We start from the raw sequence: 26,430 nt of genomic DNA on the forward strand, positions 1-26,430 counted from the left end.
CGCACGCGTCGGACGGGTCGGCGCGGGGGTGCGACCAGCGGGTGGGATGCTGGCCCGCATGAAGTCGCGCGTGCTCGTCGTCGACGACGACCCGGCCCTGGCCGAGATGCTCACCATCGTGCTGCGGGGCGAGGGCTTCGACACCGCCGTCGTCGCCGACGGCACCCGCGCGCTCCCCGCCGTGCGCGAGCTGCGCCCGGACGTGGTCCTGCTCGACCTGATGCTCCCCGGCATGAACGGCATCGACGTCTGCCGGGCCATCCGGTCGGAGTCCGGCGTGCCGATCGTCATGCTGACGGCGAAGACCGACACCGTCGACATCGTCCTGGGCCTGGAGTCCGGCGCCGACGACTACGTCGTGAAGCCGTTCAAGCCCAAGGAGCTCGTCGCCCGCATCCGGGCCAGGGTCCGGCGCACCGAGAACGAGCCGGCCGAGCAGCTCGCCATCGGCGACGTCACGATCGACGTCCCGGCCCACCAGGTGCAGCGCCAGGGCGAGCAGATCGCCCTGACCCCGCTGGAGTTCGACCTGCTGGTGGCGCTGGCGCGCAAGCCGCGGCAGGTGTTCACCCGCGAGGTGCTGCTGGAGCAGGTCTGGGGCTACCGGCACGCCGCCGACACCCGGCTGGTCAACGTGCACGTCCAGCGGCTGCGGTCGAAGGTCGAGCGCGACCCGGAGCACCCGGAGGTCGTGCTGACCGTCCGCGGTGTCGGCTACAAGGCCGGCCCGCCGTGACCGCCGGCTGATGCCCTGCCGCGTGCGCCACGGGCTGGCCCAGGCCCGCCAGCTCGGGGCCGAGGTGGCCGAGGCGTCCGGAGCGGTCTGGCGGCGGTCGCTGCAGCTGCGGGTCGTCATCAGCACGCTCGCCCTGTCCACCGCCGTCGTGCTGGTGCTGGGCCTGGTCCTGCAGACCCAGATCGCGCAGCGGCTGGTGCAGGGCAAGGAGGCCGACACCCTGCTGCGCTTCGAGGCGGGCGTGTCGCTGCTGGAGCGCGACCTGTCCGGCGTCGACCCCGACCGCGAGGGCGCCGAGGGCGAGCTCAACAACGCCCTCGCCCAGCTCACCAGCGCCGACTCCGACGGCGAGGCCACCGCGGCGGGCGAGTTCCGCGCCGTGCTCACCACCGGGCGGCGCGACGGCGGCGAGGAGGTCTCGTCCGGCCCGGTCGACGAGGTGCCCCTCGAGCTGCGCCGCGACGTCGGCGACGACGGCACGCTGGCCCGCCAGTACGTCACGATCGTCCAGGACGGGGCGGCGGTGCCGACGCTCGTCGTCGGGCAGCCGGTGCGCACCGCCGGGCCGCGGGTCCTCGAGTTCTACATGCTGTTCCCGCTCGACTCCGAGCAGCGCACGATCGGCCTGGTGCAGAGCACGCTGATCGTCGGCGGGCTGCTGCTGCTCGCGGGGATCGCCAGCATCGTGACGCGGCTGGTCGTCCGCCCGGTCCGGGAGGCCGCGGAGATCGCCGAGCGCTTCGCCGACGGCCACCTCGACGAGCGGATGCGCGTGCAGGGCGACGACGAGCTCGCGCGGCTGGGCGAGTCCTACAACGAGATGGCGCAGAGCATCCAGACCCAGATCCGCCAGCTGGAGGAGTTCGGCGCGCTGCAGCGCCGGTTCACCTCCGACGTCAGCCACGAGCTGCGCACCCCGCTGACGACCGTGCGGATGGCGGCCGACGTCCTCTACGCCTCCCGGGAGGAGCTGCTGCCCGCGCTGCGCCGCAGCTCGGAGCTGCTGGTCACCGAGCTGGACCGGTTCGAGGCGCTGCTCGCCGACCTGCTGGAGATCAGCCGGCTCGACGCCGGGGTCGCCGACCTCGTCGCCGAGCGCGTCGACGTGCGGTCGGTGGTCCTGCGCGCGGTCGAGGCCGTCCGCGGCATCGCCGACGAGACCGGCACCGAGCTCGACCTCGACCTCCCCGACGGCGTCTACGCCGAGATCGACAACCGGCGCGTGGAGCGGATCGTGCGCAACCTGGTGGCCAACGCCGTCGACCACGGGGAGGGGCGCCCGGTGCGCGTCCACCTCGCCGCCGACGACCGGGCGGTGGCCGTGCTGGTCCGCGACCAGGGCGTCGGGCTGCGGCCCGGCGAGGCCGCGCTGGTGTTCAACCGGTTCTGGCGGGCGGAGGAGAGCCGGGCGCGGCGCAGCGGCGGCAGCGGGCTGGGGCTGTCGATCAGCGTCGAGGACGCCCGGCTGCACGGCGGCTGGCTGCAGGCCTGGGGGGAGATCGGGCGGGGCGCGGCGTTCCGGCTGACGCTGCCGCGCGTCGCGGGGGAGCCGCTGGTCGAGAGCCCGCTCCCGCTCGGCCCCGACGCGGACACCCCGCCCGGTCCGGTCCCGACGCCGCCGCGCGGGCGACCCGTCGTCGAGCCCGCGCCGCAGTGGCTGCCCGGCGACGACGTGGCCGGGGACGACCTGGACGGGGCCGGGGACGGGGTCGACGTGGCCGAGCTGGAGGAGCAGCGATGACCCGCGGGAGGCGCGCGACCGTCGCGCTGGCCCTGCTCCTCGCGCTGGCGGGCGTCGCCGGCTGCGCGAGCGTGCCGGGCAGCTCGCCGGTGCAGATCCTGCGGCGCGTCACCGACGGCGAGACGCCGGTGCTCCCGCCGGGCCCGGTCGACGGGACCGACGCGGGCGGCCTGGTCCGCGGGTTCGTCGAGGCGTCCGGCAGCAGCACCGACGACCACGCGGCGGCCCGGCAGTTCCTCGCCGACGGCACCGCGCAGGACTGGGACGCCGGGGCGGGCTTCACCGTGCTGGACTCCCAGTTCGACACCGTCCCCTCGCCCGGCGCCCCCGACCCGTCCACCGACCTCACGCGCATCCGGATCCGGGGCAGCTCGGTGGGCCGGGTGACGCCGTCGGGGGCCTTCGAGCCCGAGCAGTCCCCGGTGCAGATCGACGTCACGGTCGTGCGGACCGACGGGCAGTGGCGCATCTCCGAGCTCCCCGACGGCGTCGTCGTCCCGCTCGACGAGTTCCGCACGAGCTACCGCGACGTCCGGACCTGGTTCGTCGACCCCACCCGCCGCGTCGTGGTGCCCGACCTGCGCTACCTGCCCGCGTTCCCCTCGCGCGCGCAGGCCGCGCGGGTGATGGAGCTGCTGCTGGCCGGGCCGTCGGGGGCGCTGCTCGGGGCCGCCGGCTCGCAGCTCGGCCCGGAGGCGCGGCTGCGGTCCAACGTGGCGCTCGCCGAGTCCGGTGCGCTGATCGTCGACCTGACGCGCGTCGGCGACCTCGACGAGGTCGGCCGCAGGCTGCTCGCCGCCCAGGTCGTGCTGTCCCTCGCCGACGTCAACGTCGCGCGCGTCCGGCTGCTCGTCGACGGCATCGCGCTGCTGCCCGACCGGCCCGAGATCAGCCGCGAGGACCTCGCCGACCTCACCGGCGACGCCCAGCCCGGGGCCGACGTGCCCGCGCTCGTCGCGGCGGGCGGGCGGCTGCGCGGGTTCGGGGCGAGCCCCTCCGAGCTGCCGGGCCCCCTCGGCAACGGCGGCTACGACGTCGAGTCCGCGGCCACGACCGTCGACGGGCAGCGGCTCGCGGCCGTCGCCCGCTCGGCGGGGCGGCGGTTGCTGCTGGTCGGGGGCGGGGCCGAGGGCGGCGTCGCCGAGGTCGGGCTGAGCGCGGTCGACATGACCCGGCCGTCGTGGACGCCCACCGGCAGCGAGGTCTGGACCGTCCTGGACGCGACGACGGTGGCCCGCGTCCTCGTCGACGGCGCGGGCGGGCTGCGCACCGGGCAGGTCAACGCCGACGAGCTGGCCGCGTTCGGCCCGATCCAGGACCTGCGGCTCTCGCGCGACGGGATGCGGGTCGTCGCGGTCGTCGCGGGCGGGCTCTACACCGCCGCGGTGACGCGGAGCATCGACGGCGAGGCGGCCGTCCGCAACATCCGGCGGCTGCGCCCGGACGACCTGGGCGAGGTCGTGAGCGCCGACTGGCGGTCCTCGGAGCAGGTCGTCGCCATCACCCGGCGGCCCGACCGGCTCGTCGCGCAGGTCTCGGTCGACGGGCTGTCGGTGCAGGGACTGCTGGTCAACAACCTGACGCCGCCGCTCGGGGCGGTGGCCGCGGCACCCAGCCGGCCGTTCCTGGTGACCGACCAGACCGGGGTGTGGAGCTTCGCGGGCGGCGACCAGGACGCGTGGCGGCAGGTGCTCGGCGGCGCCCCCGACGCCGTCCCGTTCTACCCGGGCTGACCGGGCCGGTCAGGGGGGCCGGGCAGGCCCGCGAGCAGGCGGCGCAGCAGGTCGTCGAGGAGGTCGCGGTCCGGCCGGGACAGCGCGGCGAGCAGGCGCTCCTCGGTGGCGACGTGGTCGGTGACGGCCGCGTCGACGCGCGCCCGGCCCTCGGGGGTGAGCGTGACCGGGACGCTGCGGCGGTTGCCGCGGTCGAGCTCGCGGGTCACCGCCCCGGCGGCCTCGAGCCGGTCGAGGCGGTGGGTCATCGCCGCGGGCGAGAGGACGAGCGTGCGGGCCAGCACGGTCGGGGTGAGGGTGAACGGCTCGCCCGCGCGGCGCAGCGCGGCCAGCACGTCGAACTCGCCGGTGGTGAGGCCGTGCGGCGCGAGACCGGCCTCGACCAGCGGCCTGGCGAGCGCGGCCAGGCGACCCAGCCGGCCGATCGTGGCCATCGCGGCGAGGTCGAGGTCGGGGCGCTCGCGGCGCCACTGCGCGATCACGCGGTCGACGGCGTCCGGTTCGGGCATGGGCGAACCTTACCCTTGACGCCGTATATTTCGATGTCATACTTTTCGTCGATGAATATCGAGATCGCGGAACAGGTGGACGTCGCCCGGCCGGCGGCGCAGGTGTGGACGGTGGTCGCCGACTACGCGGGCGACCCGCGGTGGCGGGCCGGCGTCGCGGCGATGGACCCCGCACCCGCCGGGCCGGTGCGGCCGGGGCAGACGACCGACGAGCGGATGCGCTTCGCCGGGCGGGCGTACCGCAACGCGGGTGTCGTGGGGAGCGTCGGGCCCGGCCGGACGTTCACCTGGCGGACGACGGACGGGGTCGACGCCGCGGGGTCCCGGACCGTGACGGACGCCGGGCCCGACCGGTGCACGGTCCGGCTGGAGCTGCGGGTCCGCCCGCACGGGGTCGAGCGGGTCCTCGCCCCGGTCCTGCGGGTGCTGCTGCGCCGCGGCCTGCGCGGCGACCTGGCCCGGCTGCGCGCGCTGGTGGAGTCCGGCGTCGAGGTCGGCTGACCGGGTTGTCCACAGGTCGGGTGGACACTGTGGACAACCCGCGCGGCGCCGCCGCGGGCCCGGCACAGTGCGGGGATGGACGTCCGGGGCCTCGGGGCCGCGCTGCTGGACCTGGTGCTGCCGGGCGGGTGCGCGGGCTGCGACGCCCCCGACCCCGGGTGGTGCCCGACGTGCGCCGCGGCGATCGCGGCACCGCGCCGGGTCCGGCTCGCCGGGTTGCCGCCGACGCTCGCCGCCGGGCCCTACGCGGGCCCGCTGCGCACCGCGCTGCTGCGCTACAAGGAGCGCGGCCGCCGCGACCTCGCCGGCGCGCTCGCCGGTGCGCTCGGCTCCGGGCTGACCGGTGCGGCGCAGCTGGTGCCCGCCCCGTCGCGCGCCCCGGCGGCCCGGGCCCGCGGCGGCGACCACGTGCTGCGCCTGTGCCGGGCGGTGGCCGACGCGCGGCCCGGGGTGCGGGTCGCGCCCGTGCTGGCGCTGGACGGCCGGGCGGCCGACTCGGTGGGCCTCGACGCCGCGCAGCGGGCCGCCAACCTGCGCGGCCGGGTGCGCGTCCGTCCGGTCGGGGTCCCGGGGGACGGGCTGCCGGTGCTGCTCGTGGACGACGTCGTGACCACCGGGGCGACGCTGCGGACCTGCGCCGCGGTCCTGCGGGAGGCGGGGGTCCGGGTCGACGGCGCGCTCGTGCTGTGCGACGCGTCCGGTGCATGTGGATCATGAATCGCGGGTGGAATCGTACCGTCGGGCACCTGTCCGGGGAATGTCACCGAGCGCAACCACACGCTTCGGGGTCACTCACCGCACGGACCTGTTGCACCTCTGTGATCCCGGCTACCGTCCCTTCCCATCCGACCCACCCACTGGCCACCACGGTCAGCAGAGGAGGAAGAGCCCGGCGCCGGGGCACGAGAGCCCCGGCACGAACTGCACCGCCAACCCGACGCTGAGAGCGAGGGAAGTCTGCGTGGAGATCGTTGTCACCGGCCGTAACGTCGAGGTGCCCGAGCATTTCCGGGTGCACGTCGCCGAGAAGGTCGCTCGCCTGGAACGCTACGACCACAAGATCGTCGGGTTGGAGGTGGAGCTCTTCCACGAACCCAACCGACGACAGCTCAAGACGTGTCAGCGCGTGGAGCTGACCGGTCGGGGCTGCGGCCCCGTCGCCAGGGCGGAGGCCTGCGCGCAGGACTTCTACGCCGCCCTCGACGCCTGCGTGGCCAAGCTGGAGGCGCGTCTGCGCCGGTCCCACGACCGCCGCCGGGTCACCGGGCGGCGCACCAGGGTCCTCGTCGGCCGCGGGTCGTCGAACGGCCGGGGCACAGCCGTCCTCGACGAGGCCCCGCCGATCGACGCCCTCGACACCGGGGCCGCGGTCGACATCCCGTTCCCGCGCGACGCCGCCGACGACGTGACCCACGAGCACCTCCCGCCCGAGGCCACCGACGACGATCCGGTACCCGGCCGCGTGGTGCGGCGCAAGGTGCACACGGCCGATCCGATGTCGATCGACGACGCGCTGTCCCGCATGGAGCTCGTCGGACACGACTTCTACCTCTTCGCCGACGCCGAGACCGGCGAGCCGAGCGTCGTCTACCGGCGCAAGGGCTACGACTACGGAGTCATCCGGCTCGGCAGATAGCCCGTCCACCGACCCCGAGGGGGCGGCCCGCGTTCCGACGGAACGCAGGCCGCCCCCTCGGCGTTGTGCAGGCAGGTCCGGGAGCTTCGCTACCCTGGACGGGCAGCGCGAGGCCTCCGGCCGGCGTGCTGCGACCTGACCGCGACGTGAATGAGGTCGAGCTGTGCCGCTTTTGGACCGCCTGCTGCGCGCCGGAGAGACGAAGCTGGTCAAGCGGCTGGGCCGGATCGCCGCGCACATCGACACGCTCGAGCCCGATGTCGAGGGGCTCACCGATGCCGAGCTGCGCGCGAAGACCGACGAGTTCCGCGGGCGCTTCGCCGACGGCGAGACCCTCGACGAGCTGCTGCCCGAGGCCTTCGCCGTCGTCCGCGAGGCCGCCCGCCGCACGATCGGCCAGCGCCCGTTCACCGTCCAGCTGATGGGCGGGGCCGCGCTGCACCTGGGCAACATCGCGGAGATGAAGACCGGTGAGGGCAAGACGCTCACCTCGACGCTGCCCGCGTACCTCAACGCCATCTCCGGCGAGGGCGTGCACCTGGTCACGGTCAACGACTACCTGGCCAAGCGCGACTCCGAGAGCATGGGCCGCATCCACCGGTTCCTCGGCCTGTCGGTCGGCGTGATCCTCTCGGAGATGCCGCCGCTGATCCGCCGCGGCCAGTACAAGGCCGACATCACCTACGGCACGAACAACGAGTTCGGCTTCGACTACCTGCGCGACAACATGGCCTGGAACAAGGCCGACATGGTGCAGCGCGGCCACAACTTCGCCGTCGTCGACGAGGCCGACTCGATCCTCATCGACGAGGCCCGCACGCCGCTGATCATCTCCGGGCCGGCCGAGCAGAGCGCCCGGTGGTACCAGGAGTTCGCGCGGATGGCGCCGATGCTGAAGAGGGACGTCCACTACGAGGTCGACGAGCGCAAGCGCACCGTCGGCGTCACGGAGGAGGGCGTCACCCTCGTCGAGGACCAGCTCGGGATCGACAACCTCTACGAGGCCGCCAACACCCCGCTCGTCGGCTACCTGAACAACGCGATCAAGGTCAAGGAGCTGTTCAAGAAGGACAAGGACTACATCGTCCGCGACGGGCAGGTCCTCATCGTCGACGAGTTCACCGGCCGCGTGCTGGCCGGGCGCCGCTACAACGAGGGCATGCACCAGGCGATCGAGGCGAAGGAGGGCGTGGAGGTCAAGGCGGAGAACCAGACGCTGGCCACCATCACCCTGCAGAACTACTTCCGCCTCTACGAGCGCCTCTCCGGCATGACCGGCACCGCGCAGACCGAGGCCGCCGAGCTCAACCAGATCTACAAGCTGGGCGTCGTCCCGATCCCCACCAACAAGGACATGGTCCGCAAGGACCAGCCCGACCTCATCTACAAGACCGAGGAGGCGAAGTTCGAGGCCGTCGCCGACGACATCGCCGAGAAGCACAAGGTCGGGCAGCCGGTGCTGGTGGGCACCACGAGCGTCGAGAAGTCCGAGTACCTGTCCAAGCTGCTGGTCAAGCGGCAGGTCCCGCACGAGGTCCTCAACGCCAAGCACCACGAGCGCGAGGCCGCGATCGTCGCGCAGGCCGGGCACGCCGGCGCCGTCACCGTCGCCACCAACATGGCCGGTCGCGGCACCGACATCGTGCTGGGCGGCAACCCGGAGTTCCTCGCCGACCTCGAGCTGCGCCGCCGCGGGCTCGACCCGGTCGAGACCCGCGAGGAGTACGAGGCCGCCTGGGACGACGCCGTCGCCACGATGAAGGCGCAGGTCGCCGCCGAGGCCGAGGAGGTCAAGGCGGCGGGCGGGCTCTACGTGCTGGGCACCGAGCGGCACGAGTCGCGGCGCATCGACAACCAGCTCCGCGGCCGGTCGGGCCGTCAGGGCGACCAGGGCGAGTCGCGGTTCTACCTCTCGCTCGGCGACGAGCTCATGCGCCGGTTCAACGGGCACATGGTCGAGTCGATCATGAACCGGTTCAACCTCCCCGACGACGTCCCGATCGAGGCGGGGATGGTCACCAAGGCCATCCGCAGCGCGCAGACGCAGGTCGAGCAGCAGAACTTCGAGATCCGCAAGAACGTCCTCAAGTACGACGAGGTGCTCAACCAGCAGCGCACCGTCATCTACTCCGAGCGGCGCCGGGTGCTCGCGGGCGAGAACATCCAGGAGCAGATCGAGCACATGCTCACCGACGTGGTCACCGCCTACGTCGACGGCGAGACCGGCCAGGGCTACTCCGAGGACTGGGACCTCGACAAGCTGTGGACGGCGCTGCGCACCGTGTACCCGGTCGGCATCCGCTGGCAGGACCTGGCCGACTCCGACGACGATGGCGACCTCGACGACCCGGGCGACCTCACCAAGGACGTCCTGATCGCCGCGGTGCTGGAGGACGCCCGCGCCGCGTACGCCCGCCGCGAGGCCGAGATCGACGCGATGATCGGCGCCCAGGGCGGCATGCGGGAGCTGGAGCGCCAGGTCCTCATGCAGGTCATCGACCGCAAGTGGCGCGAGCACCTCTACGAGATGGACTACCTCAAGGAGGGCATCGGGCTGCGCGCGATGGCCCAGCGCGACCCGGTCATCGAGTACCAGCGCGAGGGCTACGACATGTTCTCCGCGATGCTCGAGGGCATCAAGGAGGAGACGGTCGGGCACCTGTTCAACGTGAAGGTGCAGGCCGCGGCCCCGGCGCAGCCCCCGGCCGACGCCGCCGCCCAGCCCGCTGCGGCCCAGCCCGCTGCCGCCCAGCCCGCTGCGGCCCAGCCGGCGCCCGTCGCGGTCGAGCCGGCCCCGGCCACCGAGCCCGCGACGCCCGCGACCGGCGTGCCCGCCGCACCGGCGCGCCCGACGGGTCGCCGTCGGCGCCCCGAGCCCGCGGCGCCCGCCGCCGCGGTCGACGACGCGGCGGCCACCAGCGTGCTGCCCAACGCGTTCACCGGCGCCCGCCCTGCGGACCTGCGCTACAGCGGTCCCACCGAGGACGGGGGCACGGTCACCCGCGGCGGCAACGGGCGGGCGGGCCGGAGCGCGGCGCGCAGCGAGAGCGAGCCGTCGCGCAACCGGCCGTGCCCGTGCGGGTCCGGCCGCAAGTACAAGCAGTGCCACGGGTCGTCCACGGCGGCGCGGCCCTAGGGGCCACTTCGCCCGAACCGCCCCGCCGCGGGGGCCGCTGGTCCTAGCGTGCGGGGCGTGACCGGCACCCCCGTCCCCCCGGAGCTCGACCTGCTCCTGCCGCGGGCCGGGCAGGCCGTCGACCGCGTCCTGCGCCGCGCCGTGGCCGCCCACGGCCTCAGCCCGACGTCGCTGGGCGTGCTCGGGGTGCTCGCCCGCGGCCGTCCGGCGGCGCACCGGGAGCTGGCCGCCGAGCTGGGCGTCGCCCCGGCCACGCTCACCCCCGTCGTCGACGCGCTGGAGCGGGCCGGGCAGGTGGTGCGGGAGCGCGACGCGGTCGACCGCAGGGTCGTGCGGGTCCGGGTCACCCGGGCCGGGCGGGAGCGGTACCTCGACGCGTTCGCCGCCGTCGCCCGCGAGCTGCGGGCGCGGGTCCCGCCGCCCCCGCCCGAGGTCCGCGGCTACCTCCGGTCCGTGCTGACGGCCCTGGACGAACCGGCGGGCGACGAACCGGTGGCGGGACGGTCAGCCGATGCGCACGGCCGTCCAGCGCCACCGGCCGTCCTGCAGGTCGAAGCGGGCCGCCAGGGCGCGCACCTGCCCGTCGAGCTCGACGGCCAGCGCCGCCTCGGCGGCGTCGGGCCGCGGGTGGCAGAGCCGGACCCGGCGGAAACGGGCCGGTGACCGCCCGCCGCCCGGGCGCCGCGCGGCCACCACCCGCCAGTACCGCACGACCTCCTCCGCGGAGTGCGCGGCGAGCTGCCCGGCCGGGCGCCGCCCGTCGAGGACCTCGCAGCCCAGCCGGAGCAACCGGACGATCGCGTCCCGGGCCCCGGGCGGTGCCTCCGCCGCCCCGGCCGTCACCGGCGGCGGCTCCGGCCGGGCGCGGACGGGCGCCGCGGTGGTGCCGGGGGCCGGTTCGTAGGACACCGTGCGCAGGCACGGTCGGGTGGGGGCCGGGCAGGTCGCGGCGGCGGGGGGAGCGGCCGCGGGGCCGGCGGGCGAGAGCGTGCTGGTCACGGTGTCGACGGTGCGCCGGTCCCGGGGTCGGCCGGGGCGGTTCCGAGCGGTTCGGGTCCGTACCGTCCGGCCCCGGACGGTCCGGGCCGGTACCGTGCGCCGGATGTCGCTGCGCGGGCTGGTCATGGACTTCGGCGGCGTCCTCACCGACGGCCCCGACGTGCTCGACCTCGTCCGGCGGGCCCGCGCGGCCGGCTGCCCGACGGCGCTGGTCTCCGACGCGCACGTGGTCCCCGACGAGGTCGCCGCCCTGTTCGACGTGGTGGTCCTGGGCCCGGCGCTCGGGGTGCGCAAGCCCGACCCCGAGGTGTTCCGCCGGACCGCGCAGCGGCTCGGGCTGCGCGTCGAGGAGTGCGTGGTCGTCGACGACCTGGCGGCGAACGTCCGCGGGGCCCGCGCCGCGGGGGCGGTGGTCGTGCACCACGTCGACCCGGACTCGACCCTCGACGAGGTCGAGGTGCTCCTCGGCCTGGCATGAGGAGGGCCCGCGCCCCGGCGGCGGAGTGCCGCCGGGACGCGGGCCCGGTGTCCCGCCGGCCGCTACGGCCGGTCGGTCACTGCTGCGGCGGGGCGGGGGGCGGGGTCTCGAGCTGCTGCTCGTCGGCCGGCGCCCCGTCGGCGGGGGCGGGCGGCGCCTGCCGGGTCGTGTCGCCGGCCCCGGTGCGCTGCTGCGCCTGGTCGACGAGGCCGTCGATCTGGCTCTCGTGGCCCGCGAACCGGCCCTTGGCGGCCTCGCCGGCCTTGTCGAGGGCCTGGTCCACCTTGTCGTCGTGCTGGTTCAACAGGTCCTTGGCCTTGTCCAGGAAGCTCATATCCGCACCTTGGCGTGGATCGCCGTCGAATGCACGCCGGGATTCACCCGATCGGGCGTAGACGGACGTGTGACGGCCGGAGCTCGTCGACGCTGTTGACCCCCATGAGCTGCATCGTCCGCGTGATCTCGCCGGTGAGGATCTCCACCGCCTTCTCGACGCCGCGCTGCCCGCCGGCCATCAGGCCGTAGAGGTAGGCGCGCCCGATCAGCGCGGTCCGCGCGCCGAAGGCGATCGCGGCCACGATGTCGGCTCCGTGGGTGATGCCCGTGTCGACCCACACCTCGGCGCGGTCGCCCACCGCGTCGACGACGGGCGGCACCAGCTCCAGCGGCACCGGGGCGCGGTCGAGCTGGCGCCCGCCGTGGTTGGACAGCAGCACCGCGTCGGCCCCGGCGTCGACCACGCGGCGGGCGTCGTCGACGTTCTGGATGCCCTTGATCACGAGCTTGCCCGGCCACGTGCCGCGCAGCCAGTCGACGTCGTCCATCGTCAGCGCCGGGTCGAAGACGCGGTTGATGAGGTCGGCGACGGTGCCCTCGGTGGACTCCAGGCTGGCGAAGGTCAGGGGCTCGGTGGTGAGCAGGTTGCCCCACCAGTTCGGGTGCATCGCCCCGTCGACGAACGTCTTGAGCGACAGCGCGGGCGGGATCGTCAGCCCGTTGTGGACGTCGCGCAGCCGGGCGCCGCCGACGGGGGTGTCGACGGTGAGCATGAGCGTGTCGTAGCCGGAGTCGGCGGCGCGCTGCACGAGGTCCTTGGCCACCGAGCGGTCGCGCCACAGGTAGAGCTGGAACCACTTGCGCGCCCCCGGGGCGGCCGCGGCGACGTCCTCGATCGTCGTCGTGCCCATCGTCGACAGGGCGTACGGGATGCCGACCCGCTCCGCCACGGCCGCGACGGCCCGCTCGCCCTCGTGGTTCATCATCCGCGTGAACCCGGTGGGCCCGAACGCGAACGGCAGGGCGGAGCGCTGCCCGAGGACGTCGCGGCCCAGGTCGACCGCGGAGACGTCGCGCAGCACGGTGGGGGTGAACTCGACCCGGTTGAAGGCCTCGCGGGCCCGGTTGAGCGAGAGCTCCCCGTCGGCGGCGCCGTCGGTGTAGTCGAACACCGCGCGGGGGGTGCGGCGCCGCGCGATGCGGCGCAGGTCGGCGATGCTCGCCGCCCCCGCGAGCCGGCGGTCGGTGCCGTTCCACCGGATCGGCGCGGGGCGCAGCAGCGGGGCGAGCTCGGACGGGCGGGGGAACCGGCGCTGGACCATGCCCCCAGGGTAGGTGGCCGCGCCGCCCGCGGCAGGCCCCCGGCTAGCGCCGGCGGGCCAGCTCGAACGCCGCGACCGCCCCGGCGCTGGCGACGCCGAGCGACTCCACGCCGCCGTGCATGGGGATGGCGAGGACGCCGTCGAGGTACGGGTGCACGGTCTCCGACAGCCCGTCGCTCTCGTTGCCGAGCACCAGGGCCACCCGCGGCGGCAGGTCGGCGTCGAGCAGGGACGACCCGCCGGCGTCGAGGCCGTAGAGGACGAACCCGGCCTCGCGCAGCGCCGCACAGCCCTCCTCGACGGTGCCCGAGCGCAGCACCGGCGCGCGGAACGCCACCCCCGCCGACGCCTTGACGACGAGCGGGTCGATCGCGGGGACGCCGCGGCGGGCGAGCAGCACGCCGTCGAGCCCGGCTGCGGTGGCGCTGCGCAGGATCATGCCGACGTTGGCGGGGTTCGTGACCCGGTCGAGCACGAGCACGGTGGCCGGGGTGCCGGGTCCGAGGTCGTCGAGGAACTCCGCGACCGGCGCCATCCGCGGCGCGACGACGTCGGCGAGCACGCCCTGGTCGTGGCGCCCGTTCCCGGCGAGGACCTTGACGCGGTGGGCGGAGGCGCGCTGCACGGGCACCCCGCGGGACCGGGCGGCGTCGAGGATGGTGCGCACCGGCTCGCCGCGCAGCCCCTCGGCGACGATCACCTTGTCGACCCGCAGGTCGGGGTCGTCCAGCGCCTCCTGCACGGGCTTGCGCCCGTAGACGGTGATGAAGGTGTCCTTCGGGGATCGGGGGTCCGGCACCCGCGCAGCCTAGGATCGGGTCATGCCGCCCCGGCTCTCGCCCCTCGACGCCTCGTTCCTCTACCTCGAGCAGCCGACCACACCGATGCACGTGGGAGCCGTCTCGATCTTCGAGCGGCCCCCGTCGGGCTTCGACTACGACACCCTCGTCGGGCTCATCGAGCAGCGCATCGCGCTCGTGCCCCGCTACCGCCAGAAGGTCCGGCACGTGCCGGCCAACCTGGCCCGCCCGGTCTGGGTCGACGACGTCGACTTCGACGTGGCCTACCACGTCCGCCGCTCCGCGCTGCCCAAGCCGGGCTCCGACGACCAGCTGACGGAGCTGGTGGCGCGGCTGATGTCGCGCCCGCTCGACCCGACGCGCCCGCTGTGGGAGATGTACCTGGTCGAGGGCCTGGAGCGGGGCCGCTCGGCGATCCTCACCAAGACCCACCAGGCGATGGTCGACGGCATCAGCGCGATCGACATCGGCCAGGTCATCCTCGACATCTCCACCCCCGAGGAGGACGCGGCCGCCCCGAAGGGCCGCGGCGGGGCCCGCGGCCCGGGCACCCACCCCGAGCTGTGGATGCCGCGCCCGGAGCCCACCGACGTCGAGCTGGTGATGGGGGCGGTCGCGGAGGCCGTGGCCCGCCCCGGGCTGGTCGTCGAGAACGCCGTCGCGGCGGCGGGGGACGCGGTGGCGACGGTCGGGAAGGTCGCGAGCGGGTTCGGGCAGCTGTTCTCGATGGCGCGCACGGCGAGCCGGCGCGCCCCCGGTACGCCCCTCAACGTCGACATCTCCACGCAGCGCCGGTTCGCGATCGCGCGCACCGAGCTGGAGGACTACCGCCGGGTGCGCGCGGCGCACGGCTGCACGGTCAACGACGTGGTGCTCAGCGTCGTCGCGGGGGCGCTGCGCGACTGGCTGCTCTCGCGCGGCGAGCCGGTCCGGTCGGGGTCCTCGGTGCGGGCGATGGTGCCGCTGTCGGTGCGCGGCGAGGCCGACGTCCCCAGCACCGCGACGGCGGGCTCGCTCGGCAACCGGGTGTCGTCGTTCATCGTCGACCTGCCGGTGGGCGAGCCCAGCCCGGTCGTGCGGCTGCACCACGTCACGCACGCGATGCGCGAGCACACGGCGTCGGCGCACTCGGTGGGGGCCGACACCCTCGTCCGCATCGGCGGGTTCGCCCCGCCCACGCTGCACGCGCTCGGTGCGCGCGCGGCCAGCGGGATGTCCAAGCGGATCTTCAACCTGGTCGTCACGAACGTCCCGGGACCGCAGTTCCCGCTCTACGCGGCGGGTGCCCGGATGCTGGAGATGTTCCCGGTCGTGCCGCTCGCGAAGGGCCAGGCCCTGGCCATCGGGCTGACCTCCTACGACGGTGGTGTCTACTACGGGTTCAACGGCGACCGCGACGCCATGCCCGACGTCGAGGTGCTGGCCGGCCTCGTCGACGAGGCACTCGACGAGCTCGTGGGAACGGTGTCCTGATGCGCGTGTACATCCCGGCGACCTGGCCGATCCTGGCGCGGATGGTCAAGAACGGCCGCCTCGACCCGATGGGCGGCACGGCGTTCGCCCTCACCCCGAAGCTGCGGGAGAGCTACACCGCGGGCGACGAGGAGGAGCTGGAGTACGCCGCGATGGCCGAGGCCGCGCGGGCGTCGCTGCGGCTGCTGGGCGTCGAGTTCGGGCTCGGCGAGGACGACGTGCCCGCCCGGCGGGTGGTGGTGGCGGCCGACGTCGAGGCCACCCTGCGCCCCGACCTCGACGACGGCGCGGTGCGCATCTCCGGCGGCGTGCCGATGTCGGCGATCGCGGCGGTGCACGTCGACACAGAGGAGGCCGAGTACGCGGTGCGCCAGGCCGCGGGCGCGGTCGACGCCGCCGACATGGGCGACCTCGACGCCGAGTTCCTCATCGGCGAGGCCGAGGACCACGAGCTGGCCTGGTACGCCCCGTCGGAGATCGCGTTCCTGGTGGAGCTCGGCTAGTCAGCGCGGCGACTGGCGCGCCTTCTTGCGCCACGCGCTGTAGGACGTCACCGGCCCGCCGTGCGGGCGGAACAGCCACGGCCAGGGGTGCACCCGCGCCGGGCCGACGGCCGCGGCCCGGGAGGCGAACCCGGGCACCGGGGCGTGCGTGACGGCGACCGCGCGCCCGGCCAGCTCGTCGGCGACGGCGCCGCGGTGCACCTGCACCGTCCGGCGCGTGCCGAGGTCGGCGAGGGTCTCGGCCAGGAACACCAGCCGCTTGCCCGACAGGCGCAGCCGCGCGAGCAGCGGCTCGTCGAACACGAACACCGCGGGCAGGTCGGGATGGGCGGCCAGCGCCGGGTCGGCGTCGCCGAGGGACTCGGCGGTGAGCCACACGGCGTCGGGGACGCCCTCGCCCGCCGGTTCGCGCGGACCGCCGGTCGACTCGGGGTCGGGGTCGGCGCGCAGGCGGGGGTCGGGGTCGACGCGGTCGGCCGGGGCGTCCGGCGGCCAGTCCTGGATCGGGCAGGCGTCGCTCAGCGCGCAGTCGCGGCACAGCTGCGGTGCGCGCTTCTGGACCTGCCAGCGGGAGAAGCCGTACGGCTTGCCGGTGCCCGCGCCGATGCTCCACTGCCAGCCCAGGCGGTTGGCCGCGCGGGAGCCGTCGAGGAGGTGGGTGAAGAAGCGGTCCTCGCCCGCCGTCCACTCCGCCCCGGCGCGCACGGTCCACTGCGAGGACAGCCACATCCGCGTCTGGTTGACCAGCCAGCCGTCGGTCTCCAGCTCGGTGAGGCAGCTCGCCACGCAGTTCATCTCCGCGGGCCACGGCTCGTCCCACGAGCGGGCCGGACGCGGCGGGGCCGCCCGCAGCGCCGAGGCGTTGCGCCGCCCCACCCGCGCGTAGAGGTGGCGGGCGTACTCCTGCCAGGCCAGCTCGTCGCGGAACTTGGTGCGGTCGCGCGGCGCGGCGTCGGCGGCGAACGCCCAGGCCGCGGGCAGGTCGATCAGGCCGTGCCGGATCCACGGCGACAGCTTCGTCGCGCCGCGGCGGGAGACCGGCAGCACCTCGTTGCGGCGGGCGGCGTAGCCGGTGAGGTCGAGCGCGGCGAGGGCGGCGTCGGCGGCCTGCTGGCCGCCCCGGAACGCGGGGGAGGCGGCGGGCTCGTCGCAGCAGAGGTCGGCGAGGTGGTCGCGGACCCAGTCGAGGGCGGTGTCCGGGGTGGGCGCGGGGAGCAGCACCGGTCCAGTCTGTCGGCGCGCGCCTCGTCCCGCGCGCCGACGGCGGTCACCGGACCTGGGCCTCCGGCGGCGGCGCGATCGTCGCGGCCTGGCCCCAGTCGCGGTAGCTGCTCGTGATCGCCAGCGTGCCGATGCCGGGCAGCTCCTGGCGGGCCGCGCTGCGCAGCGGGCGGTGCGCGGCGTCGACCCACAGCGTCGAGGTGATGCGGGTCAGCCCGGCCCGCACCTGCTGCTCGAGCTGGGCCCGGACGGCGGGGTCGGCGGCGGTCTCGGCGGCCCGCGCGAGGTCGGTGACGATCGTGTAGCGGACCGCGGGGTCGCCGCCGATCACGTCGTCGACGGCGTCGCTGATCAGCGTGGCGTCGGCGTACCGGGCGAGGGTGACGGTGAGGTCGGCCCGCTCGGTGAGCTGGTCGGCCTGCGCGATCAGCTGCTGCGCGCCCGGGTCGGAGCTGGCCGGGTCGACCCGCACCCAGGGCCGGTCGTCGCCGCTGTCGGCCGGCATCCGCAGGTAGACGGCGTCGGGCAGGACCACGAACCCGGTCACCTGGGGGTCGGCCCCCGGCTGCGTGACGACCTGGGTGAACGCCAGCTCCAGGTCGGCGTCGCTGATCCGGATCTCGCCCGCCCCGGTGAAGCGGAGCCGGGCGTCGGCGGCCCCGACCAGCTCACCGCGCAGGCTGAACCGCGCCGTCCGGTCGACCCGCTGCTGCGCCGACACGGCCGCGATCAGCTCGTTGATGTCGTAGTAGCGCGTGAGCGTCGCAGGGGCGGGTTCCGCGCCGCTGCATCCGGCGAGGGCACCGGCCACGAGCAGCAGGGCGAGCAGGCGGGAGATCCACGAAGCCACCACGGCACCTCCGGTCGGGGGTTGAGGAACGGTAGCGGTCGGTCACCGGAGGGCGACGAGCACCCGCCGCAGTGCGGCCAGGCGCCCGGGGCGCAGCAGGCCCTGCTCCACCCGGACGTCGAGGGCGCACTCGGGGTCGGCGGGCGGTCCGAGGTGCCCGCAGCCGCGGGGGCAGTCCTCGATCGAGGCCGCGAGGTCCTCGAACGCGGCGGGCACGTCGTCGGCGGTGACGTGGGCGAGCCCGAACGACCGGACGCCCGGCGTGTCGACGACCCAGCCGTCGCGCCCGTCGGGGGTGCGGGGGAGCGGCAGGGCCAGCGCGGCGACGGTCGTGTGCCGCCCCTTGCCGACCGACGAGACGACGCCCACCGCCCGGTCGACGCCCGGCAGGAGCGCGTTGACCAGCGTCGACTTGCCCACGCCCGAGTGCCCGACCAGCGCCGACACCTTCCCGGCGAGCAGCGCGGCCAGCTCGGTCGGGGGCTGGTCGCGCCGCGTCACGACGACGGGGAAGTCCAGCTCCCGGTAGGCCTGCGCGAACGGCTCGGCGTCGGCGAGGTCGGCCTTGGTCAGGCACAGCACCGGGCGCAGGCCACCGGCGTAGGCGGCGACGAGGCAGCGGTCGACGAAGCCCGTGCGCGGCACCGGATCGGCCACCGCGGTGACGATGACGAGCTGCTCGGCGTTGGCGACGACCACCCGCTCGAACGGGTCGTCGTCCTCGGCCGTGCGGCGCAGGACGGTGGAGCGCTCCTCCACGCGGACGATGCGGGCGAGCGTGTCGACGTCGCCGGACAGGTCGCCGACCAGCCCCACCCGGTCGCCGACGACGATCGGGGTGCGGCCCAGCTCCCGCGCCCGCATCGCGGTGACCGGGGGGCGGGTGCTGTCGCCGTCGGGTGCGCAGGTCCAGCGCCCGCGGTCGACCGTGGTGACCATGCCCTCGGCGGCGTCGGCGTGGTCGGGGCGCTGCTTGGTGCGCGGCCGCGACCCCCGGCGCCCCGGCCGGATCCGGACGTCGGACTCGTCGTACTCCCGCTTGCTCACGCCGTCACCCGAGCAGCGCCGTCCAGCGGCCGGGGAAGTCGGGGATCGTCTTGTCGGTGCACCCGATGTCGTCGATCTCGACGCCGGGGACGATCAGCCCGACCAGCGCTCCCGCCGTGGCCATCCGGTGGTCGGCGTAGGCGCCCCAGGCGGCCCCGTGCAGGCGGGCCGGGCGGATCTCCAGGCCGTCGTCGGTCTCGGTGACGTCGCCGCCGACCGCGGTGATCTCGTGGGCGAGCGCGGCGATCCGGTCGGTCTCGTGGCCCCGGATGTGCGCGACGCCGCGGATCCGGGAGGGCGTGGTGGCGAGTGCGGCGAGCGCGGCGACGGTGGGCGTCAGCTCGCTGGCGTCGTGCAGGTCGACGTCGACGCCGAGGAGGGTGTCCGGCCCGTGCACCGTCATCCCGTCCGGGCCCGGCTCGACCGTGCAGCCGGCCTGCGCGAGCACCGACAGGATCTCCGCGCCGGGCTGCGTGGAGCCATCGGGCCAGCCCGCGACGGTGACCGAGCCGCCCGTCAGCGCGGCGGCGGCGAGGAACACCGAGGCGTTGGACAGGTCGGGCTCGACGGCCCAGTCCCGCGCCGCGACCGGACCGGGCGACACGTGCCAGGTGTTCGGCTCGGAGTCGTCGACGTGCACCCCCGCGGCGCGCAGCATCTCCACCGTCATGTCGATGTGCGGCAACGACGGCACCGGCTTCCCGTCGTGGTGGACGGTGACGCCCTTGTCGTAGCGCGCCGCCGAGAGCAGCAGCCCGGACACGAACTGGCTCGACGCCGACGCGTCGATGACGACGTCGCCGCCGGGCAGCGCGCCGGTCCCGCGCAGGGTGAAGGGCAGCCCCTCCCCGTCGATCTCGGCGCCGAGCGCCCGCAGGGCGTCGAGGACGGTGCCCATCGGGCGCTCCCTGGCGCGCGGGTCGCCGTCGAAGGCGACGGGGCCGTCGGCGAGCGCAGCGGCGGGCGGGACGAAGCGCATGACGGTGCCGGCGAGCCCGCAGTCGACGGCGCCGCCGCCGCGCAGGCCGTCGTGCGCCGCGACGGCGACGTGCTCGCCGTCGACGGTGACGGGGACGCCGAGCGCGCGCAGGGCCCCGACCATCAGCGCCGTGTCGCGGGTGGCTGGCGCCCCGGAGACCGACGCCGGTCCGCCGGAGAGGGCGGCGAGCAGCAGCGCGCGGTTGGTCACCGACTTCGAGCCGGGCACGGACACCCGCCCGCGGACGGGGCCGGTGGCGACGGGGGCGGTCCAGGGGCTGGTCACGGTGCCCATGATCCCCCACTCCTTCCGGTCGGCGGGGTGTCGGGGTGGGGTGCCACGATGGACCCATGTGCGGCCGCTACGCCTCGATCAAGGCGCCCACCGACCTCGCCGACGAGTTCCGGGCCGTCGACGCCACGGACGGCGCCGCGGAGCCCGACTACAACGTCGCGCCCACCAAGAGCATCGTCACCGTCGTCCAGCGCCACCCGCGCGACGCCGACGGCACGCCCGACCCGGACGTCACCGAGCGCACGCTGCGGCTGGTGAAGTGGGGCCTGGTCCCGTCGTGGGCGAAGGACCCGAAGGCCGGCGCCCGCATGATCAACGCGCGGTCGGAGACGGCCGCGGAGAAGCCCGCGTTCAAGCGGGCGATGCACGCGCGGCGCTGCCTGATCCCCGCCGACGGCTGGTACGAGTGGCAGCGCGGCCCCGACCACAAGCAGCCCTACTACACCCGGTACGCCGACGGGTCGAGCCTGGCGATGGCCGGGATCTGGGAGTTCTGGAAGCCCAAGGAGGACCCGGAGAACGCCTACCCGGACGGCCTCGTCACCGCCTCGGTGCTCACGACGTCCGCCGTGGGGGACCTGGCCCAGGTGCACGACCGGATGCCGCTGCTGCTGCCGCCCGCGGCCTGGGACGCCTGGCTCGACCCCGACACGCGCGCCGACGACCAGTCGGTCACCGCCTGGCTCGCGCCCCCGTCCGACGAGCTGGTGGGCGCGCTGGAGCTGCGGCCGGTGTCGCCCCTGGTCAACAGCGTGCGCAACAACGGGCCCGAGCTGCTGGCCCCGTTCGAGGACGTCCCCGAGCCCCTGCAGCTCGACCTCCTCGCCGGCCCGAACCCGGCATGACCCCCGACCCCGGCACGGCCGAGGTCGACACCCCGCACGGCCCCGCCCGCATCACCCGGCACGACGCCGCCGGGCCCCGCGCGGTCCTGCTGCTCGGGCACGGCGCGGGCGGCGGGATCGCGGCCCCCGACCTCGTCGCGGCCACCGCCGCGGCCACGGCGTCCGGGGTGTCGGTCGTGCTCGTCGAGCAGCCCTACCGGGTGGCCGGGCGCCGCGCCCCCGCCCCGGCCGGGCAGCTGGACACCGCGTGGCTGGCGGTCGTGGAGCACGTCCGCGACGGCCTGCCGCTGCTGTTCGGGGGCCGGTCGTCGGGTGCGCGGGTGGCCTGCCGCACCGCGGGCGCCGGGGGAGCGGTGGGCGTGCTGTGCCTGGCGTTCCCCGTCGCCCCGCCGCGGACCCCGGAGAAGCACCGGCTCGCCGAGCTGGCCGCCCCCACCGTCCCGGTGCTGGTGGTGCAGGGCGGGCGCGACCCGTTCGGCGTCCCGGACCCGGCCCCGGGGCGCGAGGTGGTGGTGCTGCGCGGGGACCACGGCCTGAAGTCCGACCGGCCCGGCCTCGTCGCCGCGGTGACGACCTGGCTCGCGCGGTTCTGACCGCGCCTACGTCGCGATCGGGGCGAAGGCGGCGTCCGCGAGCCGGGCCAGGTCGGACGGCGCCAGCTCCATCTCCAGGCCCCGGCGCCCGGCGCTGCAGAACATCGTGTCCAGCGCCTGCGCCGAGGCGTCGATCACGGTCGGGAGGCGCTTGCGCTGGCCCAGCGGGGAGATGCCGCCCGCGACGTAGCCGGTGGCGCGCTCCGCGGCCGCGACCTCGGCCATCCGCGCCCGCTTCCCGCCGACCGCCGCGGCCAGGGCCTTGAGGTCGAGCGACGCCGAGACCGGGACGACCGCGACGGTGAGCCGCCCGTCGACGTCGGCGACGAGCGTCTTGAACACCCGCCCCGGATCCAGCCCCAGCTCCTCCGCGGCCTCGGGCCCGTAGGCCTGCCCGGACCCGTGCTCGTAGGAGTGCAGGACGTGCGCCACCCGGCCCTTCGCCAGCAGCGCCGTCGCGGGAGTTCCCTTGCCGGCCACGCCACTAGGGAATCACCCGGCGGGGGGCGGGTGTTGTACGGGCCGTGACGCACGCACTGATGGACTCCCCCCCGGTATCACCGGGCCGCTCCGCGGCGAGGCGCGTAGGCTCGTCCCGTCGTCCGGCCGCCACCACGGTGGCCGGCCCCGGGACCCGCGTGGTCCGGCGCGAGAGGAGCACGGTGGCCGGCAGCACGTCCGACCGAACCACACCGGTCGCCGACGCGGCCGTCGCCGCCCCGGTCGTCGAGGAGGCGCCCGTCGAGCGGGCCGTCGCCGTCGACCCGGCCGAGATCGACCCGGCCGAGATCGACCAGGCCGCGGAGACCACCGAGGAGCGGGTCGCCCGCTTCGAGCGCGACGCGATGCCCCTGATCGACCAGCTCTACGGCGCGGCCCTGCGGATGACCCGCAACCCGGCCGACGCCGAGGACCTGGTCCAGGAGACCTACCTGAAGGCCTACTCGGCCTTCGGCACGTTCCGCGCGGGCACCAACCTCAAGGCGTGGCTCTACCGGATCCTCACCAACACCTACATCAACGGCTACCGCAAGCGGCAGCGCCAGCCGCTGCAGTCGCCCACCGACGAGATCACCGACTGGCAGATCGCCCAGGCCGGGGAGCACACGTCGAAGGGGCTGCCGTCGGCGGAGGCCGAGGCGCTGGACGGGCTGCCCGACGACGCCGTGAAGGCCGCGCTGCAGGCGCTGCCGGAGGACTTCCGGATGGCGGTGTACTACGCCGACGTCGAGGGGTTCGCCTACAAGGAGATCGCCGAGATCATGGGCACGCCCATCGGCACCGTGATGTCGCGGCTGCACCGCGGACGGCGCCAGCTGCGCGACATGCTCACCGAGACCGCCCGGGAGCGCGGCTTCCTCCGGGGCAAGGCCGAGGAGGTCACGTCGTGAGCTGCGGAGACCACCACGAGACCGACTGCTCCGAGGTGCTGGCCGAGGTGTGGCTGTTCCTCGACCGGGAGTGCGACCAGGACCGGCGCGCGCTGCTGGCCAAGCACCTCGACGAGTGCGGGCCCTGCCTGGGCGAGTACGGCCTCGACGAGAAGCTCAAGACGCTGCTGGCCACCAAGTGCGGCGGCGAGCAGGCACCGGCCGGGCTGAAGGACAAGCTGCGCCACCAGATCCGCACCGCGGTGCTGGAGCAGGCCGAGGTCACGGTGGAGTCCGGGCCCGACGGCGTCACGACCACCACCGTCGAGGTGCGCACCGCCCGCATCGAGCGCCGGGGCTGACGGCCCCGCAGACACGGGACGCCGGGACCCTCGGGTCCCGGCGTCCGGTCGTTCACGAGGCGTTCGGGCCTCAGGTGTTCGGGCGCTTGCCGTGGTTCGCGCCGCCCTTCTTGCGGTCGCGGCGCTTGCGTGCACGCTTCGACATGGTTCCCTCCCTACACACGGTCGTGGATGCTGTCCCCATCGTCCCACGTGATTGACTTGGGCCGATGTCCACCCTGAGCGAGCTGCTGGCCGAGCACACGCAGCTGCCCGGTGACGCCGTCGAGCACCTGCAGCGGGTCGTCGCCGAGTGGCAGCTGCTCGCGGACATGGCGTTCGCCGACTTCCTGCTCTGGGTCCCGCTGGAGACCGACTTCCTGTGCGTCGCGCAGGCCCGGCCCACCACCGCGCCCACCGCGCACGCGGAGGGCATGGTCGCGCAGCGGTTCCCGGTGGCGGAGAACCCGCAGCTGCGCCGGGCCGTCGTCGAGGGGCGGATCTGCCGCGACGAGGCCCCCCGCTGGCACCTCGAGGTGCCCGTCCGCACCGAGACGATCCCGGTGCGGCACGCGGGCACGGTCGTCGCCGTGCTGTCCCGCGACACCAACCTGACGATGCCGCGGGTGCCCAGCCCGCTGGAGATCGCGTACCTGGGCAGCGCGTCGGACCTGTGCCAGATGGTCGCCGACGGCACGTTCCCGCCGCGCGCCACCGTCGCCGGGGCCGACACCAGCCCGCGGGCGGGTGACGGCCTCGTCCGGCTCGACGCGCACGGCCTCGTCGCCTACGCCAGCCCCAACGCGCTCTCGGCCTACCACCGGATGGGCCACGCGAGCGACCTCGTCGGGCTACCGCTCGACCGCGCCACCCGCGCGCTCGTCCTCGACCCGTTCGACGCCGCCGAGGTGGCCGGGCGCATCGAGTCGGCGCTGGCCGGGCGGCACTCGCTGCGGATGGAGGTCCGGGCGCGGGGCGCGGTGATGCTGGTCCGGGCGCTGCCGCTGCGGCCCCGCGGCGACGCGGCGGGTGCGCTCGTCCTCGTCCGCGACATCACCGACCTGCGACGACGCGACATGGCGCTGCTGTCGAAGGACGCCACGATCCGCGAGATCCACCACCGCGTGAAGAACAACCTACAGACCGTGGCCGCGCTGCTGCGCCTGCAGGCCCGCCGCACGGCGATCCCGGAGGCCCGCCGGGCGCTGGCGGAGAGCGTGCGCCGCGTCGACTCGATCGCGCTGGTGCACGAGACGCTGTCGGCGTCGGTGGCCGAGCGCGTCGACCTCGACGAGCTGGTCGACAAGGTCCTGCCGGCGATCGGCGACGGCGCCACCGCCGAGTCGCGGGCGAAGGTGCGCCGCAACGGCAGCTTCGGCGAGCTGTCCGCCGAGCTGGCCACGCCGCTGGTGCTGGTGCTCACCGAGCTCGTGCACAACGCGCTCGCCCACGCCTTCGAGCCCGGGCGGGCCGGCGAGGTGGTGGTCACGGCGCGGCGGACGGCGTCGACCCTGGACGTGGGGGTCCTCGACGACGGCATGGGGCTGCCGCCCGGCTTCGACGTCGAGACCGCCGACGGCCTGGGCCTGCAGATCGTGCGGACGCTGCTGGACTCCGAGCTCGACTCGGCGCTGGAGGTCCGGGCCAGGGAGGGCGGCGGAACGGAGGCCCTCATCAGGCTCTCGTTGCGCGGGCGTTAGCCTGTGGACCGTGGTTGACGGCACGCAGGTCGCACTGGCGGGCCGCCGACCCCCCACCCGGAGCAGCCCCCGCGTGCGCCCGGATGGAACGACCGAGGGCCCGCGACCGGGTGCAGTCCGGTCTCGGGCCCTCGGTGGGGGAGTCTTGTGCTCGGGTGTTCCTGCTGTCAGGCCGTGCGAGCGCGGGTGCGCGCGTTGCGACGCTTCAGCGCCCGACGCTCGTCCTCGCTCATGCCGCCCCAGACGCCTGCGTCCTGGCCGCTCTCGAGCGCCCACGTGAGGCACTCGGTGACCACGGGGCAGCGCCGGCATACGGTCTTGGCCTCGGCGATCTGCAGCAGCGCAGGACCGCTGGTCCCCACAGGGAAGAACAGCTCGGGGTCCTCGTCGCGGCAGATTGCGCGGTGGCGCCAGTCCATGATTGCTCTGCTCCTCGTACTTGCGCGATCGGGGTCGCGCCGATCGTCCGTCACGGTGTTTCCGCGCTTGTGAATCATTTCACGAGCACGTACGTCTTTCAAGGGTCAAGGCCCAGTCCGGTGAGGACTCTCACCCACTCATCGTAACGACGCCAGACACGATCGGTTACTGCTTCGCATCCTGCGTGACGACGAGCGACGGAACCTTCGGCCCGCCCGTCGGAGAACAGTTACCCGTTCTCCGACGGACCATGCGTGGAGCCCGTCACCATCGTGGCCGACGTCCCTCGCTTGTCCGGCCCCTACAGTGCGCCCTCGTTTGCCCAGGTGCGAGCCCTTATCGGCTCGACGGTCCGCCGCGGTCGGTGAATGGACCCTGACGGTCACCGAATCGGGTGACGCGGACCGCTCGACGCGACGAAGAGCCTCTTTCGCACGACGACTCGTCGCTCAGCGGGTACGGACGGGAACAGCACGTCACCGACGTCCGGCCCGCCTATCCTCGGGCCCGTGAGTACCGAACAGCCCGCCGGTCCGCCCCCGCAGGTGCGCTGGGCCGGCGTGTCGGTGGCCGTGCAGGGGGTGGCGGGCCTCGTGTTCGCCGTCCTGCTCGTCGCGCGCTCCGGCTCGGCCGACCTGCCGGTGGGCTTCGTGCTGGGCGAGGCGGCCTACTTCGCGGTGATCGGCTCGGCGCTGGTCGCCGTCGGGGTCGGGCTGGTGCGGGGCCGTCGCTGGGCCCGCACGCCGGCCATCGTCGCCCAGCTCCTGCTGCTGCCCGTCGTCTACTCGCTGATCGGCCCGTCCCGCCAGCTCGCACTCGGGCTCGCCACGGGGGCGCTGGTGTTCGTCACGTTCATGCTGCTGATCAGCGAGCGGTCGCGGGAGTGGTCGATGGGGCTGGACCTGCCGGACGCCCCGCGCTGACGCG

General features: G+C 75.1%; 28 protein-coding genes and 1 pseudogene. 17 read left to right on the top strand and 12 right to left on the bottom strand.

The window, feature by feature from the left end; translation table 11 throughout:
* Window positions 1-58 precede the first annotated feature (58 nt).
* From mtrA to H6H00_RS13365, 3 genes are read left to right on the top strand one after another with little or no spacing between them, the layout of a single operon-like run.
* Complete coding sequence (gene mtrA, locus H6H00_RS13355) at window positions 59-736, top strand: MtrAB system response regulator MtrA (protein ID WP_221775865.1); 678 nt, start codon at window positions 59-61, stop codon at window positions 734-736.
* A 10-nt stretch (window positions 737-746) separates the two neighbouring features.
* On the top strand, window positions 747-2,477 hold the full coding sequence (gene mtrB, locus H6H00_RS13360; protein ID WP_185721575.1) for an MtrAB system histidine kinase MtrB: 1,731 nt from the start codon (window positions 747-749) through the stop codon (window positions 2,475-2,477).
* Window positions 2,474-4,210 (top strand): LpqB family beta-propeller domain-containing protein, encoded by a 1,737-nt coding sequence (locus tag H6H00_RS13365; RefSeq protein WP_185721576.1) that lies wholly within the window; start codon window positions 2,474-2,476, stop codon window positions 4,208-4,210. Before mtrB ends, H6H00_RS13365 begins: the two co-directional genes overlap by 4 nt.
* Here the strand turns inward: H6H00_RS13365 and H6H00_RS13370 are convergent.
* A complete protein-coding gene (locus tag H6H00_RS13370; protein ID WP_185721577.1) occupies window positions 4,198-4,719 on the bottom strand; it encodes a MarR family winged helix-turn-helix transcriptional regulator in 522 nt (173 codons plus the stop codon). The two genes, H6H00_RS13365 and H6H00_RS13370, sit on opposite strands and share 13 nt — an antisense overlap.
* 51 nt (window positions 4,720-4,770) lie before the next feature.
* Here H6H00_RS13370 and H6H00_RS13375 point away from each other — a divergent pair, with 51 nt between their 5' ends.
* From H6H00_RS13375 to H6H00_RS32275, 5 genes and pseudogenes are all read left to right on the top strand, one after another.
* Window positions 4,771-5,220: an SRPBCC family protein gene (locus H6H00_RS13375; protein WP_185721578.1), complete on the top strand. Its 450-nt coding sequence runs from the start codon at window positions 4,771-4,773 to the stop codon at window positions 5,218-5,220.
* A 75-nt stretch (window positions 5,221-5,295) separates the two neighbouring features.
* Window positions 5,296-5,937 (top strand): ComF family protein, encoded by a 642-nt coding sequence (locus tag H6H00_RS13380; protein WP_185721579.1) that lies wholly within the window; start codon window positions 5,296-5,298, stop codon window positions 5,935-5,937.
* 244 nt (window positions 5,938-6,181) lie between these two features.
* Complete coding sequence (gene hpf / locus H6H00_RS13385; RefSeq protein ID WP_185721580.1) at window positions 6,182-6,856, top strand: ribosome hibernation-promoting factor, HPF/YfiA family; 675 nt, start codon at window positions 6,182-6,184, stop codon at window positions 6,854-6,856.
* A gap of 163 nt (window positions 6,857-7,019) precedes the next feature.
* The gene (secA, locus tag H6H00_RS13390; RefSeq protein ID WP_185721581.1) at window positions 7,020-9,992 is read left to right on the top strand and encodes a preprotein translocase subunit SecA; all 2,973 of its coding nucleotides are present in this window, start codon (window positions 7,020-7,022) and stop codon (window positions 9,990-9,992) included.
* Between the two features lie 141 nt (window positions 9,993-10,133).
* A pseudogene (locus H6H00_RS32275) lies at window positions 10,134-10,373 on the top strand (MarR family transcriptional regulator); the annotation flags it as partial.
* Between the two features lie 123 nt (window positions 10,374-10,496).
* Here H6H00_RS32275 and H6H00_RS32280 read toward each other — a convergent pair.
* Window positions 10,497-10,991 (bottom strand): Rv3235 family protein, encoded by a 495-nt coding sequence (locus H6H00_RS32280; RefSeq protein WP_255425731.1) that lies wholly within the window; start codon window positions 10,989-10,991, stop codon window positions 10,497-10,499.
* A 103-nt stretch (window positions 10,992-11,094) separates the two neighbouring features.
* Here H6H00_RS32280 and H6H00_RS13400 point away from each other — a divergent pair, with 103 nt between their 5' ends.
* The gene (locus H6H00_RS13400) at window positions 11,095-11,469 is read left to right on the top strand and encodes an HAD-IA family hydrolase (protein WP_185721583.1); all 375 of its coding nucleotides are present in this window, start codon (window positions 11,095-11,097) and stop codon (window positions 11,467-11,469) included.
* A 76-nt stretch (window positions 11,470-11,545) separates the two neighbouring features.
* On the opposite strand, the gene H6H00_RS13405 is transcribed toward H6H00_RS13400, so the two are convergent.
* The 3 genes from H6H00_RS13405 to H6H00_RS13415 are packed head-to-tail and all read right to left on the bottom strand — an operon-like array spanning window position 11,546 to window position 13,866.
* Window positions 11,546-11,803: an antitoxin gene (locus H6H00_RS13405; RefSeq protein ID WP_185721584.1), complete on the bottom strand. Its 258-nt coding sequence runs from the start codon at window positions 11,801-11,803 to the stop codon at window positions 11,546-11,548.
* Between the two features lie 43 nt (window positions 11,804-11,846).
* Entirely contained in the window at window positions 11,847-13,067 is a 1,221-nt protein-coding gene (locus H6H00_RS13410) for an alpha-hydroxy acid oxidase (protein WP_185721585.1), read from the bottom strand.
* A 43-nt stretch (window positions 13,068-13,110) separates the two neighbouring features.
* Window positions 13,111-13,866: a TrmH family RNA methyltransferase gene (locus H6H00_RS13415; protein WP_185721586.1), complete on the bottom strand. Its 756-nt coding sequence runs from the start codon at window positions 13,864-13,866 to the stop codon at window positions 13,111-13,113.
* Window positions 13,867-13,888: 22 nt separating this feature from the next.
* Between H6H00_RS13415 and H6H00_RS13420 the strand changes: the two genes are divergently transcribed.
* Both H6H00_RS13420 and H6H00_RS13425 read left to right on the top strand, forming a co-directional pair.
* A complete protein-coding gene (locus tag H6H00_RS13420) occupies window positions 13,889-15,340 on the top strand; it encodes a WS/DGAT/MGAT family O-acyltransferase (protein WP_185721587.1) in 1,452 nt (483 codons plus the stop codon).
* Window positions 15,340-15,843 (top strand): DUF6912 family protein, encoded by a 504-nt coding sequence (locus tag H6H00_RS13425; protein WP_185721588.1) that lies wholly within the window; start codon window positions 15,340-15,342, stop codon window positions 15,841-15,843. The genes H6H00_RS13420 and H6H00_RS13425 overlap by 1 nt, the downstream gene beginning before the upstream one ends.
* Here H6H00_RS13425 and H6H00_RS13430 read toward each other — a convergent pair whose 3' ends face one another.
* The 4 genes from H6H00_RS13430 to aroA are packed head-to-tail and all read right to left on the bottom strand — an operon-like array spanning window position 15,844 to window position 20,225.
* On the bottom strand, window positions 15,844-17,064 hold the full coding sequence (locus tag H6H00_RS13430) for an FAD-binding domain-containing protein (protein WP_185721589.1): 1,221 nt from the start codon (window positions 17,062-17,064) through the stop codon (window positions 15,844-15,846). It abuts the gene before it with no gap.
* A gap of 46 nt (window positions 17,065-17,110) precedes the next feature.
* Window positions 17,111-17,914: an SCO4651 family lipoprotein gene (locus H6H00_RS13435; RefSeq protein ID WP_185721590.1), complete on the bottom strand. Its 804-nt coding sequence runs from the start codon at window positions 17,912-17,914 to the stop codon at window positions 17,111-17,113.
* A gap of 42 nt (window positions 17,915-17,956) precedes the next feature.
* Window positions 17,957-18,961 carry a ribosome small subunit-dependent GTPase A gene (gene rsgA, locus H6H00_RS13440; protein WP_185721591.1) on the bottom strand — a complete coding sequence of 335 codons (1,005 nt, stop codon included), beginning with the start codon at window positions 18,959-18,961 and terminating at the stop codon, window positions 17,957-17,959.
* Between the two features lie 4 nt (window positions 18,962-18,965).
* Window positions 18,966-20,225 carry a 3-phosphoshikimate 1-carboxyvinyltransferase gene (gene aroA / locus H6H00_RS13445; RefSeq protein WP_185721592.1) on the bottom strand — a complete coding sequence of 420 codons (1,260 nt, stop codon included), beginning with the start codon at window positions 20,223-20,225 and terminating at the stop codon, window positions 18,966-18,968.
* 65 nt (window positions 20,226-20,290) lie between these two features.
* Here aroA and H6H00_RS13450 point away from each other — a divergent pair, with 65 nt between their 5' ends.
* A complete protein-coding gene (locus H6H00_RS13450) occupies window positions 20,291-21,079 on the top strand; it encodes an SOS response-associated peptidase (protein ID WP_185721593.1) in 789 nt (262 codons plus the stop codon).
* Window positions 21,076-21,672, top strand: a complete 597-nt coding sequence (locus H6H00_RS13455) for an alpha/beta hydrolase family protein (RefSeq protein ID WP_185721594.1) — start codon at window positions 21,076-21,078, stop codon at window positions 21,670-21,672. Before H6H00_RS13450 ends, H6H00_RS13455 begins: the two co-directional genes overlap by 4 nt.
* A 6-nt stretch (window positions 21,673-21,678) precedes the next feature.
* Here the strand turns inward: H6H00_RS13455 and ybaK are convergent, their stop codons facing one another.
* Entirely contained in the window at window positions 21,679-22,152 is a 474-nt protein-coding gene (gene ybaK, locus H6H00_RS13460) for a Cys-tRNA(Pro) deacylase (protein WP_185721595.1), read from the bottom strand.
* Between the two features lie 293 nt (window positions 22,153-22,445).
* Between ybaK and H6H00_RS13465 the strand changes: the two genes are divergently transcribed.
* Both H6H00_RS13465 and rsrA read left to right on the top strand, forming a co-directional pair.
* Entirely contained in the window at window positions 22,446-23,063 is a 618-nt protein-coding gene (locus H6H00_RS13465; protein WP_255425834.1) for a sigma-70 family RNA polymerase sigma factor, read from the top strand.
* Window positions 23,060-23,404, top strand: coding sequence for a mycothiol system anti-sigma-R factor (rsrA, locus tag H6H00_RS13470; RefSeq protein WP_185721597.1), 345 nt, complete (start codon window positions 23,060-23,062; stop codon window positions 23,402-23,404). Before H6H00_RS13465 ends, rsrA begins: the two co-directional genes overlap by 4 nt.
* A gap of 70 nt (window positions 23,405-23,474) precedes the next feature.
* Here the strand turns inward: rsrA and H6H00_RS32995 are convergent, their stop codons facing one another.
* Entirely contained in the window at window positions 23,475-23,549 is a 75-nt protein-coding gene (locus tag H6H00_RS32995; RefSeq protein ID WP_370467464.1) for a 50S ribosomal protein bL37, read from the bottom strand.
* A gap of 64 nt (window positions 23,550-23,613) precedes the next feature.
* Here H6H00_RS32995 and H6H00_RS13475 point away from each other — a divergent pair, with 64 nt between their 5' ends.
* Window positions 23,614-25,083, top strand: coding sequence for a sensor histidine kinase (locus H6H00_RS13475; protein WP_185721598.1), 1,470 nt, complete (start codon window positions 23,614-23,616; stop codon window positions 25,081-25,083).
* Between the two features lie 167 nt (window positions 25,084-25,250).
* Here H6H00_RS13475 and H6H00_RS13480 read toward each other — a convergent pair whose 3' ends face one another.
* Window positions 25,251-25,502 (bottom strand): WhiB family transcriptional regulator, encoded by a 252-nt coding sequence (locus H6H00_RS13480; protein WP_075950692.1) that lies wholly within the window; start codon window positions 25,500-25,502, stop codon window positions 25,251-25,253.
* A 510-nt stretch (window positions 25,503-26,012) separates the two neighbouring features.
* On the opposite strand from H6H00_RS13480, the gene H6H00_RS13485 reads away from it, so the two are divergent.
* Entirely contained in the window at window positions 26,013-26,426 is a 414-nt protein-coding gene (locus H6H00_RS13485; protein ID WP_255425732.1) for a spermidine synthase family protein, read from the top strand.
* The last annotated feature ends 4 nt before the right edge of the window (window positions 26,427-26,430 follow it).

It is taken from the genome of Pseudonocardia petroleophila (assembly GCF_014235185.1).
Classification (GTDB): Bacteria; Actinomycetota; Actinomycetes; order Mycobacteriales; family Pseudonocardiaceae; genus Pseudonocardia; species Pseudonocardia petroleophila.